The organism is Paracoccus sp. KKT209 (assembly GCF_055635455.1).
In genome coordinates this window covers 3,071,690-3,085,000 of sequence record NZ_CM145758.1, presented here as the reverse complement: position 1 = coordinate 3,085,000, position 13,311 = coordinate 3,071,690, and the positions used below count along the sequence as shown (strand labels likewise).

Annotated in this window: 9 protein-coding genes, 1 tRNA gene, 2 rRNA genes and 1 pseudogene (1 of these 13 running past the window's edge); all 13 read left to right on the top strand. The window is 62.1% G+C overall.

The genetic code is table 11. The features are described 5' to 3' along the window. Nucleotides 1-829 (top strand): 23S ribosomal RNA (locus tag ACZ2G3_RS15305); it begins 2,005 nt to the left of the window's first position. Between the two features lie 88 nt (nt 830-917). Then, nucleotides 918-1,032 (top strand): 5S ribosomal RNA (gene rrf, locus ACZ2G3_RS15300). Nucleotides 1,033-1,090: 58 nt separating this feature from the next. Beyond that, nucleotides 1,091-1,167 (top strand) — tRNA-Met (locus ACZ2G3_RS15295). Between the two features lie 202 nt (nt 1,168-1,369). Then, a pseudogene (locus ACZ2G3_RS15290) lies at nt 1,370-1,441 on the top strand (IS6 family transposase); the annotation flags it as partial. A gap of 236 nt (nt 1,442-1,677) precedes the next feature. Beyond that, nucleotides 1,678-2,853 carry an acetyl-CoA C-acetyltransferase gene (locus ACZ2G3_RS15285; RefSeq protein WP_470396849.1) on the top strand — a complete coding sequence of 392 codons (1,176 nt, stop codon included), beginning with the start codon at nt 1,678-1,680 and terminating at the stop codon, nt 2,851-2,853. Further along, the gene (locus ACZ2G3_RS15280; RefSeq protein WP_470396848.1) at nt 2,853-3,659 is read left to right on the top strand and encodes an enoyl-CoA hydratase/isomerase family protein; all 807 of its coding nucleotides are present in this window, start codon (nt 2,853-2,855) and stop codon (nt 3,657-3,659) included. The genes ACZ2G3_RS15285 and ACZ2G3_RS15280 overlap by 1 nt, the downstream gene beginning before the upstream one ends. Further along, a complete protein-coding gene (locus tag ACZ2G3_RS15275; RefSeq protein ID WP_470396847.1) occupies nt 3,656-4,627 on the top strand; it encodes an NAD(P)H-dependent flavin oxidoreductase in 972 nt (323 codons plus the stop codon). The genes ACZ2G3_RS15280 and ACZ2G3_RS15275 overlap by 4 nt, the downstream gene beginning before the upstream one ends. A gap of 46 nt (nt 4,628-4,673) precedes the next feature. Further along, nucleotides 4,674-5,195, top strand: coding sequence for a TRAP transporter small permease (locus ACZ2G3_RS15270; protein WP_470396846.1), 522 nt, complete (start codon nt 4,674-4,676; stop codon nt 5,193-5,195). After that, the gene (locus ACZ2G3_RS15265) at nt 5,192-6,496 is read left to right on the top strand and encodes a TRAP transporter large permease (RefSeq protein WP_470396845.1); all 1,305 of its coding nucleotides are present in this window, start codon (nt 5,192-5,194) and stop codon (nt 6,494-6,496) included. The genes ACZ2G3_RS15270 and ACZ2G3_RS15265 overlap by 4 nt, the downstream gene beginning before the upstream one ends. Before the next feature lie 119 nt (nt 6,497-6,615). Beyond that, nucleotides 6,616-7,716 (top strand): C4-dicarboxylate TRAP transporter substrate-binding protein, encoded by a 1,101-nt coding sequence (locus ACZ2G3_RS15260; RefSeq protein WP_470396844.1) that lies wholly within the window; start codon nt 6,616-6,618, stop codon nt 7,714-7,716. 66 nt (nt 7,717-7,782) lie between these two features. After that, complete coding sequence (locus ACZ2G3_RS15255) at nt 7,783-10,479, top strand: winged helix-turn-helix domain-containing protein (RefSeq protein WP_470396843.1); 2,697 nt, start codon at nt 7,783-7,785, stop codon at nt 10,477-10,479. A gap of 104 nt (nt 10,480-10,583) precedes the next feature. After that, a complete protein-coding gene (locus ACZ2G3_RS15250; protein WP_470396842.1) occupies nt 10,584-12,137 on the top strand; it encodes a long-chain-fatty-acid--CoA ligase in 1,554 nt (517 codons plus the stop codon). A gap of 9 nt (nt 12,138-12,146) precedes the next feature. Further along, on the top strand, nt 12,147-13,304 hold the full coding sequence (locus ACZ2G3_RS15245; protein ID WP_470396841.1) for an acyl-CoA dehydrogenase family protein: 1,158 nt from the start codon (nt 12,147-12,149) through the stop codon (nt 13,302-13,304). The last annotated feature ends 7 nt before the right edge of the window (nt 13,305-13,311 follow it).

Genomic DNA, 13,311 nt, shown 5'->3' with positions numbered 1-13,311 from the left:
AAGACCCCATGCACCTTTACTACAACTTCGCACTGGCATCAGGATTGCGATGTGCAGGATAGGCGGTAGGCTTTGAAGCGGGGACGCTAGTCCTCGTGGAGCCATCCTTGAGATACCGCCCTTCGCACTCTTGATGTCTAACCGCGGCCCGTTATCCGGGTCCGGGACCCTGCGTGGTGGGTAGTTTGACTGGGGCGGTCGCCTCCCAAACAGTAACGGAGGCGCGCGAAGGTTGGCTCAGACCGGTCGGAAATCGGTCGTTGAGTGCAATGGCAGAAGCCAGCCTGACTGCAAGACTGACAAGTCGAGCAGAGACGAAAGTCGGCCATAGTGATCCGGTGGTCCCGAGTGGAAGGGCCATCGCTCAACGGATAAAAGGTACGCTGGGGATAACAGGCTGATGATGCCCAAGAGTCCATATCGACGGCATCGTTTGGCACCTCGATGTCGGCTCATCTCATCCTGGGGCTGGAGCAGGTCCCAAGGGTATGGCTGTTCGCCATTTAAAGAGGTACGTGAGCTGGGTTTAGAACGTCGTGAGACAGTTCGGTCCCTATCTGCCGTGGGTGTTGGAGACTTGAGAGGAGCTGCCCCTAGTACGAGAGGACCGGGGTGGACGTTCCACTGGTGGACCAGTTGTCGTGCCAACGGCAGTGCTGGGTAGCTATGAACGGACAGGATAAACGCTGAAGGCATCTAAGCGTGAAGCCCCCCTCAAAACAAGGTCTCCCTTGAGAGCCGTGGAAGACCACCACGTCGATAGGCCGGAGATGTAAGTGCAGCAATGCATTCAGTTGACCGGTACTAATGGCTCGATAGGCTTGATTTGATCCGGAAGAAGACAGACTGTCTTCCTCCCATGCATCCTTGGACAACAAAAACCCCGAAAGGGGCGACGCTGAGCGTGTCTTTCCCGGTCTGGTGGCCCTAGCGCGAGCAAAACACCCGATCCCATCCCGAACTCGGCCGTTAAGTGCCGCTGCGCCAATGGTACTGCGTCTCAAGACGTGGGAGAGTAGGTCACCGCCAGACCTGGTAAGACACGCAAATATCTCTCTGATAACGATGAAAACCCGCAGGACAAAACTGGCGCGGGGTAGAGCAGCCCGGTAGCTCGTCAGGCTCATAACCTGAAGGTCACAGGTTCAAATCCTACCCCCGCAACCATGAATCTACGCAAATACAAAGACTTGTGCGCCGTCCCTTGGGGCGGCTCTTCTGCATTCGCGTTTTACATCAACGCCACATCAACGTTTGAGAAGGCGGGTGGAAAGTGACCTGCCCCCTTTGGCCCCTCGCTCATAACGAGAGTCTGCGGGTTTGTGCACTGCTCCCCAAGCTTGGACCGCCGGAAGCTGAATTTTTCCGGCATATGATCCGCAAGGGGCAGATTCCCGCCAACGGTGCCACCGCCTTCCAGACCTTCGCGGAGCTCGCAGCATGGCTATGTCTGCCGGACGACTCCGCTCATCCTGCAGGAAAGTTCGCGACAGAACCGAGGAACGCGGCTGGGGCCACGGGGAAGTCGGGTCACTGGCGCGCGTCTAGGCCCGCCGAGCCGCGGAGCTTTCAGGCATCTGACTAACATCGCGAATTTCGTCGGTTGCGACGATGCCGCGTTGTGCCGGGCATGCCATCATCGGGACAAGACACCAAAGGACCGAAAGAGGGTGGGGGATGCCTGAAGCCTATATCATAGCCGCGAAACGGACTGCCGGAGGACGCCGCAAAGGCGCCTTGTCGGGCTGGCATCCGGCGGATCTTTGCGCGCAGCTGGTCGATCATCTGGTAGAGGCAACCGGCACAGACCCAGCTGCCATTGACGACGTGATCGTTGGATGTGTCGGCCAGGCGGGCGAGCAGAGTTTCAACATTGGACGGAATGTCGTGCTTGCGTCGGGGTTGCCGGAAACGGTTCCTGGCACGTCTGTTGACCGCCAGTGTGGCTCGTCCCAGCAGGCTTTGCACTTCGCCGCCCAGGCGGTGATGTCCGGCACGCAGGATATCGTCATCGCCGCGGGTGTCGAAAGCATGACTCGCGTGCCGATGGGTCTGCCCTATACGCTCCCGAAGAAGAACGGGCTGGGATCCTATATTTCGCCCAATATGCAGGCGCGCTATCCGGGGATCGAATTCAGCCAGTTCGACGGGGCAGAGACCATCGCCCGGAAATACGGCTTCTCGCGTGAAAGGCTTGACGCCTTTGCACAGCAAAGCCACGAAAGGGCGGTTTCGGCTGCCGATCGCGGACAGTTCGATGACGAAATCCTGCCCGTCCAAGGCCGGACGCTCGAGGGTGAGACCGGCTCACTGCACGTTCGTGACGAAGGGATGCGGCCGGGCACCACGGCGGAGGCTCTGGCCGGGCTTGACCCCATCGTCGCGGGCGGGCTGCTGACGGCAGGCAATTCCAGCCAGATGTGCGATGGCGCCTCGGCGGTGATGGTTGTCAACGAGGCGGGGTTAAAGGCGCTTGGCGTGCCGCCGCTGGCTCGCATCCATCACATGAGCGTCTATGGTGGCGATCCGGTCGTCATGCTGGAAACCCCCATTGCCGCCACCCGTCGCGCCCTGTCGAGGGCTGGTATGTCACTGGAACACATCGACCTCTTTGAGGTTAACGAGGCCTTTGCGCCGATCCCGCTGGCTTTTATCGAGGCGCTTGGGGCTGATCCGTCCAAGGTCAACGTGCGTGGCGGGGCCATCGCCCTGGGGCACCCGCTGGGAGCGACCGGCACCAAGCTGATGACCACGCTGATCCACGCCCTTCACAAGCGCGGAGCACGTTATGGGCTTCAGACCATGTGCGAAGGCGGCGGGCTAGCCAACGTCACCGTGGTGGAGCGTCTGTGATGGCGTCGGCACATTTGGTTGACGTCGCATCCGAGGGGGCGATCGCCATTCTGACGCTCGCCAACGAAGCGACGCGCAACGCGCTGTCCGTGGCGATGCAAAAAGAGCTTTTGGCGGCGCTGGACCGGGTCGAGGCGGACGCGGACGTGAATGCGGTGATTCTGACCGGCAAGGGAAAGGGCTTTTGCTCCGGGGCCGAATTGGGGGGCATGCGCGCGGAGGGTGACGAGACGCTGGGAGAAACGGTTGCACGGCAGATGGATGAGACGACGCATCCGCTGATCGAACGCCTGCGCAATTTTCCAAAGCCGGTGGTCGCCGCAGTCAATGGTGCGGCGGCAGGCATGGGGGCAAGCCTTGCGCTGGCCTGCGACCTCGTCATGGCCGCCGAGACCGCGTGTTTCGTCTTTCCTTTCGCGCCGAACCTCGGTCTTGTTCCCGACTGCGGTGCGACCTGGCATCTTGTCCGGCGGCTTGGCCCTGCGCGGGCGATGAAACTGGCACTGACTGGCGAGCGTCTTTCTGCCTTGGATGCGCAGGCCATCGGTCTTATCGCCGAAACGGTCTCTTCCGATGCGCTGCAACGCCGCGCAATCGCACTGGCCGCTTCTGTCGGCAGTGGGCCGCCGGGAATGGTAGCTGAACTGCGTGCCGCCTTCGATGCGGCACTGGCACAGGATTTTACGGCGCAGCTTGAATACGAACGTCAGCGGCAGCGCGTCCTGCTGGACAGCCCCGCCTTTGCGGAGGGCACGCAGGCATTCCTTGAAAAGCGCAAACCCGATTTCAGAAAGGGTCGCGCATGACCAATCGTCTGACCGAAATGCTAGGCATCCGCTACCCAATCGTACAGGGCGGGATGCAATGGGTCGGTTATGCCGAGATGGTGGCGGCCGTATCCAATGCCGGAGGGCTCGGGACGCTGACCGCCCTGTCACAGCCGGACCCGGACGGGTTGGCCCGCGAAATTTCCCGAACCCGAGAGATGACGGACAAGCCATTTGCGGTAAACCTGACCGTCCTGCCGTCGATCAACCCGCCGCCCTATGCGGAGTTCGTCGACGTCATCGTGCAAAGCGGTGTGAAGGTGGTGGAAACGGCCGGTCAGTCTCCGCGTGATTTCATCGAGCGCTTCAAGGCCAATGGCATCAGAATTCTGCACAAATGCACCCAGGTGAGGCACGCCCTGTCGGCGCAGAAATCGGGTGTGGACGTGATCTCTATCGACGGGTTCGAGTGCGCGGGTCATCCGGGCGAAAAGGACATTCCCAACCTGCTTCTGGTTCCGCTGGCGGTGCGTGCGCTGGACATTCCGGTCATTGCCTCCGGTGGCATCGGGGACGGTCGCGGACTGGCCGCAGCGCTTGCCATGGGGGCCGCGGGGGTCAACATGGGCACGCGATTTTGCGCGACGCAGGAAGCGCCGATACACGAAAATATAAAGCAGGCTCTGGTCAAGGCGACCGAGCACGACACGCGGTTGATATTTCGCACCCTGAACAATACGGCCCGAGTGCTGGCCAACTCTGTTTCGAACGAGGTCGTGGCGACCGAAAACCGCGAAGGCGGCTGCGTATTCGAGGACATCCGGCATCTTGTTGCCGGAAGCCGTGGCAAGGCTGCTCTGGAGGCCGGTGAGGTTGACGGCGGCATTGTTACCGCTGGGCCTGTTATCGGTCTGATCGACGACATCCCCACCTGTGCCGAATTGCTCGACCGGATGATGGAAGACGCGCGGCGCCATCTGAGTGAGGGTTTGACCGCGCTCGGCTGAGGCGAGATGCGCGTGAAAGGGAAGAAATATGACGGTTTTAGGACGGATGATCGACCGGATCACGCGCGGTCTGGTGCTGCTGGGCGGCATCTGCGTGGCCTTGATGATGATACACGTGACTGCCGATGTCGTATTGCGGGCGGTATTCAACCGGCCCCAGCCCGGCACCATCACCATCGTGGCGAACTATTACATGATCGTTGCGGCCTTCGCACCGCTGGCGCTGCTGGAGCAGCGTGACGAGCATATCTCTGTCGATATCTTCACCGCTGCCATGCCACGGATGCTCCGTCGGCTTGCGGATATTGGCGTGCGCGCCCTGACGGTGGCGGTTCTTTCGCTGCTTGCTGCGCGTACCTGGCAAGAGGCACTTTCCAAGACCGACATCGGCGCCGTCGTCACGCAGGGCACGTCCTCGATACCGGTCTGGCCTGCCTATTACGTGCTGCCGGTTGGTGCCGCCGCCATGGCACTGGTCGCAGCAATCCGGCTTGTCGAGTCTGCGACAAGGCTGGATTTGGGATTGCCCGGCGCGTCCGCCAAACTCACCGAGGAACATCCGCAATGAGTGACGTCGTCATAGGTTTCTCTGGCCTGGGTATCCTGCTTTTGCTGCTTGCCCTGCGGACGCCGATCGGTGTCGCACTGATTTCGGTGTCGTTCACTGGCCTATGGGTGCTGATGGGCTGGCGCGTGGCCTGGGGAGCGCTCGGCACGCTGCCTTTCCAGTTTGCTGCCAATTGGGTCTTGTCGTCGATACCGATGTTCCTTCTGCTGGGTTTCATCTGCTATCACACCAAACTGACCGAGGGTCTATTTGCGGCCGCGCGGCTTTTTCTTGGGGGCTTGCCCGGCGGACTGGGTGTGGCGGCCATCGCAGGTTCGGCCGGCTTTGCCGCGGTTTCCGGTTCGTCCATCGCCTGTTCCGCCACGATGGGCCGCATTGCGGTGCCCGAGATGGTGAAAGCACGGTACGACCCCGGATTTGCCACAGGCATCGTGGCAGTCGCAGGCACCATCGGCGCGCTGATCCCGCCTTCCATCATCATGATCCTGTTCGGTATCATCGCGCAGGAAAGCATTTCGGCGCTGTTCCTTGGCGGCATCGCAGCCGGTTTGCTGACGACGCTGGCCTATGCCGTTCTGGTGATCGTCCGGGTCCGTCTGAACCCGGACCTCGCACCACCGGCAGAGGTGCAGGCCACACGCGGCGAAAAGATTGCCGCGATTCGCGACACATGGCCAATCGCAGCCACGATGGTGGGCATCTTCGGCGGGCTCTTCGGTGGTCTTTTCACTCCGACAGAGGCCGGGGCGGTCGGAGCTGCGCTGGCGACACTTGTCAGTGCGGTCAAGGGGACGCTCACCTGGGCACGGTTCCGCGATGCCATCATGGAAACGCTGATGGCAACGGGGATGCTGCTGTTCGTGGCAATCGGTGCAAGCCTGCTGACCCGCTTCCTTGCCCTGTCCGGCGCTTCCGACGCCTTGTCCTCGATGCTGATCGGGACCGAGGTGCCCTTTGCCCTGATGATGTTGGGGCTGGTTGTGGTCTACCTTATCCTGGGCATGTTCCTTGAACCCATCGGGGCCATGTTGCTGACCCTGCCCATCGTGCTGCCGGTGATCGAAGGCTATGGGATGTCCGTCGTGCTGTTCGGCGTGATCCTGACCAAACTGCTTGAAATCGGGATGCTCACCCCGCCAGTGGGGATGAATGTCTTTGTCATCAAAAGCGTGGTGGGCAACCTCGTGCCGATCCAGACGATCTTTCGCAATGTCGTCCTCTTCATTGCCGTCGATCTGGTGATTATCGCGCTGCTGCTGGCTGTCCCGGGCCTCGTGCTGTGGCTGCCTGGTCTCCTGTGATCGTCGTAACCGACGACGCGCCGAACTGACGTCCGATCCAAGCTGGAAATCAGACAGCGAATCTTTGACATAAAAGGGAGGAAATTATGAGGATCACGACTCATATCGCAGCCAGCGCCTTGGCGCTCGCCACAGGCGCCGCAAGCGCCGATACGCTGACCTATGCCACAGGCTTCCCGCCGGGATCGGACGCCGCCTTGGCCGCCGACACCTATGCGGCAGCGATGCAGAAATACTCGGACGGTGCACTGGAGGTGAAGGTCTTTCCGATGTCGCTTCTCAGCTTTGCCGAAACCTCTGCCGGGCTGCGCGACGGAATGGCGGATATCGGATGGGTGGCAACGGCGTATTTCCCGGCGGAATACCCACATATCAACCTGCTTGCGGAACTGTCTCTGCTGACCGCCAAGGATGATGTCGAGGGCCACGAAGGGCTGGCTTATGCCGGGGCGATGGCGGAATATGTCTTTGGCGGTTGTGACGGATGCCGCGCCGAATTCGCCACCCAGAACCAGGTTTTCACCGGCGCATCGTCCTCCACGCCATACGGTCTGCAATGCACGGAACCGGTGACAAGCCTCTCCCAGATGCAAGGCAAGCGTCTGCGGGTTGCAGGGTCGCAATGGTCACGCTGGGCAGAGGCGGTGGGCGCGACCGCGGTCTCCCTGCCTCTGAACGAGGTCTACGAGGGCCTGAGCCAGGGTGTGATCGATTGCGTTATCACCTCTGCGCCCGAGATCACCAATATGGGGCTGGTCGACGTGGTCAAGGCGATCGACATGTCGACGCCCGGTGGCGTCTACGCGGCCAACGGTCCGGTCAACATGAACGCGCAGACCTGGGCTGGCCTTGACGATGCAGGACGCGAGGCGGTGCTTCGCGCCGGTGCGGCCTTTGCGGCGGATGTGTCGTGGCGCTATGAGGAAGGCGCCGAACGCGGCCTGACTGCCGCGCGTGAAAACGGTATCGAGCTGACCCAAGCTGACGAGGACCTGGCACAAGCCACAAGCGACTTCATCGAGGCGGACATGCAGACCATTGCAGCATTCTACGCCAGTACTTATGGGATCGCCAATGCTGAAGAAATCGTCGCCGAATTCCGTCCGATACTCGAAAAGTGGATCGGGCTGACGGCTGACGTGACGTCGGCTGCGGAACTGGAAGAGATCTACTGGACCGAGGTATATTCCGGCGTAGATAAATCCAGCTACGGACTTTAATGTCCCGCATATCGGACCGCCCGGGTGCTTGCGCGCTCGGGCTGTCGACCTGTCCGGAGGAGGGACATGGTTAGTCAGCAAGTGTCACGCGGCGGCGGTCTCGGTCCGAAGCTCGAAGCGCCGAAAGCAGGCAGCGACATTGTCAGGCGTGACGAACGTGTCCGGCATCTATGTGCTGTCGAGGGCGTGCATTTGATCCTGCTGCACGCGCCGTCTGGTTTCGGAAAGACGGTGGTCATGACCCAGATCGCTGCAGAATTTCTTGCCAACGGCGTGGCGACTGCCTGGCTGACGCTCGACGCGGCTGACAATGACGCATCGCGCATGATTGCCGGTGTGCAGGCTGCACTCGACCGGGTCTCGCATGAAACCAGCAACGGCACGGGCGCCGAGAATGACGGTGCCGCCATCGTCGACCTTCTGGACCGTGTTGCGGGTCTGACGGAGCCCTTTGCCCTGTTTCTTGATGATTTCGAGGTCCTGCACGAGGATGCTGTGCTGACGCTGGTATCGCGCCTGATCCAGACGCTTCCGGTGCAGGGCAGGGTGGTGATCGGCAGTCGCAATTTGCCCGATTTGCCGGTGGCCCGGCTTCGGGCATCGGGCGAGATGCTGGAGCTTGATGCGCGGGCGCTGCGCTTTACCCGGGAAGAAGCCAGCACGTTCCTATCCAAGGCGCGCGGGATCGACCTGAACGAGGCCGACGTGACCCTGCTTCATGCCAAGACCGAAGGCTGGCCGGTCGCGTTGCGACTGGCTTCCATCGTGCTTGCCGACAGCAGCGATCCGTCTGGCTTCGTGCAGGACTTTTCCGGCTCTGACAGGCTGGTGTCCGACTACCTTGCCGAGAACATTCTGGCCACGCAGGATACTTTGGTCCGCAGGTTCCTGTTGCGCACCAGCATTCTGCACACGCTGGAGCCCGAGCTGTGCGAAGCGCTTGTCCCGGGGTGCAACGCCGCCGAGCTGCTGGAGCGGTTGGCTTCGGCGAACGTGCTGCTCAACCGTATTGACGGCCCAAGGCCAGTCTACCGTTTCCATGCGCTCTTTGCCGCCTATCTGCGCACGCGCCTGCTGCGCGAGGAGCCGCAAACCTTGCCACATCTGCACGAGGCGGCGATGGAATGGTATCTGGACAATGGGCGTCCGGTTCCGGCCATCGACCACGGCATCAAGGCAGGCGCGACGGATCGCATCCTGAAACTGGTGGCGGAGGTTGGACAGGTTTGCCTGGAGCAGGGGCGGATTCGCCTGCTGACTCGCTGGTTCGACGCCCTGCCGCAGAATCGCGTGGCGCAGGTCCCTGAACTGAGCCTGATGAAGGCCTGGGCCTATTGTTTCACGCGCGGTCCCGGAGAGGCGGCCAACGTGCTTGATGCCTGCGGATTGGAAGACCAGCCCGGCGCGACAGGCGCCGAGGCGTTGTCGATCCGCACGATGATCCGAGCGATGAGCGACGATTTTGTCGGCGCTGCCGAGGTCGGGCGCGTTGCTCTGGGTCAATCGCATACGGCGTCGCGCTACAGTCGCACAGTGCTCGCCAACTGCATGGCCAACGTCTTTTCTGTCCTAGGATCCCCGGACGCGGCGCTGGAGAACCTCGACGAGGCCCGCGCCGAAATGGAAGGTCCGGACGATGCCTTTAATACCATGTATTCCGAATCTGTGCAGGGTCTCATCGACCTTCAGGAGAACCGCTTCCGCGAGGCCAAGGCGCGGTTCCGCTTGGCGGCCACTGCACGGCGGTCGGACGATCGGCGTCGGATCAACGGCAATGCCTGGGCCGGGGTGCCGCTGGCCTGTGCGTTGTATGAAGAGGGCGCACAGGAGGAGGCAGAGCACCTGCTGCAAGTGTTCCTGCCCATCTTACGCGACGTTGCCCTGCCGGACCATTTGATCCTGAGCCATGTCACGCTGTCGCGCATTGCCTTTGGAAACGGACAGGTCGATCACGCGTTCCGATATCTCGCGGAACTGGAGCAGATTGGCCAGCGGCGCAGGCTCGCCCGGGTCATCGCAGGCGCGCGGCTGGAACGATCACGGCTTTACCTGCGGCAGGGAAACCTGAGCGCGGCGCGGCATCAGTTGGACCGGGTCGGGCACGGTGCGTTGTGGGACGACATCCGCGACCTGCGCCTGCCCGCAAACGACCTCGAAACGCTGGAAATCACGCGGGCCCGGGTGTTGTTGGCCGACGGTCGCGCGCGCGAGGCACTGGCCATCCTCGACGACGAACTGGCTGCCGCCGGTCCGCGCCAGAGACGCCGCAGGATGCTGGTGCTTGACCTGCTGAGGGCCGCCGCATTGTTGCGCATGGGCGAAACAGGCCGGGCCCGGGACATGGCCGGAGAGCCTCTGCGCACGGCGGCGCGCGAAGGCTACCGGCGGATAATCCTTGACGAGGGCGAAGCCGTGGCCGCATTGGTGCGCGCTTGGGCGGGCCCTGCTTTGGCCGGTGATCTGCCCCGCCGAGAGCCGGTGTTTGCGGAATGGCTGCAAGCCATCGTCGATGCCATCGGGCCAGGGGTGTCCACCATCGCCGATGGCCGCGCCATCGAGGCACCGCTGGACCCCCTGACGAAAAAGGAGCTGCAGGTCCTCAGGCTTCTGTCGGAAGGCTATTCCAACGCAGCCATGTCCGAGAAACTGTTCGTGTCGGACAGCACGGTGCGCACCCATCTTCGCAACATCAACTCCAAGCTCGACACGTCAAGCCGCACGCAGGCCGTGGCCGCCGCACGGCAGCTTGGCATTATTGGCTGAGAATCGTCGGTAGCGACGATGTCGGCGGACTGCCCGATCCGATAATCTTGCATGCAGGGGCCGGACAAGATGTCAAGCATGGCCCTTGAAGCGAGGAGGATGCGATGTACCTGACACAACCGTTGCACAAGGCACGTCGCGAACGCCCACGTGATCCCTTCACCATCCACGAGGGACACCGCACGGCCAACGCGGAGTTTGTCGACCGGGTGGCCCGTCTTGCCAGCAGCCTGAAACGGTTGGGTGTCGAGGCGGGCGATCGCGTGGGAATGCTGGCCGCCAACTCCGACGCCTTCATCACCTATGTCTTTGCCACGCTTTGGGCCGGGGGCGTGCTGAACCCGGTCAACATCCGGTGGAGCGCGGCGGAAATCGTCTATTCGCTGGATGACAGCGACACCCGCGTTCTGATCGTGGACGATCTTTTCGCGCCGATGGTGCCAGAACTGCGGCGTTTGTGCTCGGCCGAACTGACGATCATCCGGGCGGGTCGTGCGGAGATCGCGGGGGCGCATGATTTTGAAGCGCTCATCACCGGCTCCGAACCTATGCCCGATGCGATGCGCGGCGACGACGATCTGGCCGCGATCCTTTATACCGGCGGCACCACCGGCGCGCCGAAGGGCGTGATGCTGAGCCATGCCAATCTTTATACCGATGCAATCGCCGTGAACGCAGCAGCGGATCACGGCGGTGACGCGCCAGGTCTGCACGTGTCGCCCCTGTTCCATGTCGGCGGGCTGGCGGTCGTGTTCCAGTTCGCACTGCGCCGTGCGCCGCAAATCACCATACCCGCCTTTGATGCGGGACGGGTGCTGAGCCTGATCGAGGCCGAGGGTGTGGGCGACATCTTTCTGGTTCCCGTCATGCTGCGCCGCCTGATCGACCATCCCGACATGGCCACGCGCGACGTGTCCTCCCTGCGGTACATCCGCTATGGCGCAGCCCCCATCGACGTGACGCTGCTGGGTCGTGCCATCCGCGCCTTCCCGGAAGCACGTTTCCTTCAGGTCTATGGCCAGACGGAATGCGCGCCGGTTGTCACGGTCCTTGCCCCGCAGGATCATGTTCCCGATCCTGACGCGCTGCAGATGCGCTCTGCCGGGCGGCCCATCGCCACGGCGGAAATCCGCATCGTCGACCCGGACGGGCTGGAATGTCCGCCGGGCGTGGTTGGCGAAATCGCCGTGCGCGGCCCGACTGTCATGCAGGGCTATTGGAACAAACCCGAAGAGACAGCTGCGGCGTTGAAGAATGGCTGGATGCACACCGGCGACGCAGGGCATTTCGATGAAAGCGGTTACCTGCATGTGGTCGACCGGATCAAGGACATGATCATAACCGGCGGCGAAAACGTCTTTTCCGTCGAGGTTGAAAACGCGCTTGCCAAGCATGACGGCGTTTCTCTGTGTGCCGTGATCGGCGTTCCGGACGACGAATGGGGCGAGCGTGTCCACGCGGTGGTGCTCCGGGTAGATGGTCGGGACGACGTCTGCGCCGAGATGCTGGCCGCTCACTGCCGGACCCTTATCGCCGGGTACAAGGTCCCCCGAACATTCGAATTCGTGACGCAGATGCCGCTCTCGCCTGCGGGCAAGATCCTGAAGAAGGATCTGCGCGCCCTGCATTGGGCGAACTGCGACCGGCAAGTTGGTTAAGGAGAACCCATGAGACCCCGACTGCATTTCGAGCCGGAACACGAGATGTTCCGCGATAGCGTCCGGAAATTCCTCAGCGCCGAGATGACACCCCAGGTGGACCGCTGGCGCGATCAGGGTCATGTCGACCGCGCGGCCTTCAAGCGGATGGGTGAGGAGGGTTATCTCTGCATGTGGGCCGACGAAGCTTACGGCGGCCTTGGTATCACGGACTTGCGGTTCGAACAGGTTCTTCAGGAAGAAACCGTGCGTCTCGTTGATCTGGGTTTTTTCCATAATGCGCATTCCAAGCTGGTCGGCCCTTATCTGGAGCGTCTGGCCACAGACGAACAGAAACGGCGGTTCCTGCCGGGTGCCGTGTCGGGTGACACGATCCTCGGGATCGCCTTGACCGAACCGGACGCCGGAAGCGACCTTGCCGCGATCCGGACCAAAGCGGTGGAACACGAGGACCACTGGCTGCTCGACGGGGCAAAGACCTATATTTCGAACGGCGTGATTGGCGATCTGTTTGTCGTCGCTGCTCGGACGGGTGATCGCCGCGGGCAGATCGGCCTTTTCATCGTGACCTCAGACATGAAGGGGTTCTCGCGCGGGCGGCACCTGAAGAAGATCGGCCTGCACGCGCAGGACACTGCCGAGCTGCGGTTCGACGGCATCAGGGTGCCAAAGGGGAACGTGCTGGCTGATCCGAACAAGGGCTTCGCCTATATGTCGGAATGCCTTGCCGTGGAGCGCCTGATGAGCGCGATCTCCTCGATTGCCCATGCGCAGGCGGCCTTTGAGGTGACGACCGATTACATTCTTGAACGCCGCGCCTTTGGCAAGCCGATTGCAGCATTCCAGAACACCCGTTTCCGCATGGCCGAGATGCGGGCCGAGCTGGATGCGGTGCAGTCCTATGTGGACCGCTGCGTGACGCTGGCCAATGACGGGCAATTGTCGGCGGAAGCTGCAGCCGCTGCAAAGCTTGCCACGTCGGAGACCGAGGGCCGGGTGATCGACCAGTGCGTCCAGTTCCATGGAGGCGCCGGCTACATGGACGAATACCGCATCGCCCGAATGTATGCCGACGCGCGGATCAGCCGCGTCTATGCCGGGGCGTCTGAAATCATGCTTGAGATCGTGGGCCGTGGGCTCGGTCTTGGCGAACGCGACCTGACCTGAGGATCAA

Bases quoted from the DNA above. Each gene is read 5' to 3' on its own strand.
- ACZ2G3_RS15245 (WP_470396841.1), top strand. From the start codon at position 12,147: ATGAGACCCCGACTGCATTTCGAGCCGGAACACGAGATGTTCCGCGAT.
- ACZ2G3_RS15265 (WP_470396845.1), top strand. From the start codon at position 5,192: ATGAGTGACGTCGTCATAGGTTTCTCTGGCCTGGGTATCCTGCTTTTG.
- ACZ2G3_RS15255 (WP_470396843.1), top strand. From the start codon at position 7,783: ATGGTTAGTCAGCAAGTGTCACGCGGCGGCGGTCTCGGTCCGAAGCTC.
- ACZ2G3_RS15285 (WP_470396849.1), top strand. From the start codon at position 1,678: ATGCCTGAAGCCTATATCATAGCCGCGAAACGGACTGCCGGAGGACGC.
- ACZ2G3_RS15250 (WP_470396842.1), top strand. From the start codon at position 10,584: ATGTACCTGACACAACCGTTGCACAAGGCACGTCGCGAACGCCCACGT.
- ACZ2G3_RS15275 (WP_470396847.1), top strand. From the start codon at position 3,656: ATGACCAATCGTCTGACCGAAATGCTAGGCATCCGCTACCCAATCGTA.
- ACZ2G3_RS15270 (WP_470396846.1), top strand. From the start codon at position 4,674: ATGATCGACCGGATCACGCGCGGTCTGGTGCTGCTGGGCGGCATCTGC.
- ACZ2G3_RS15280 (WP_470396848.1), top strand. From the start codon at position 2,853: ATGGCGTCGGCACATTTGGTTGACGTCGCATCCGAGGGGGCGATCGCC.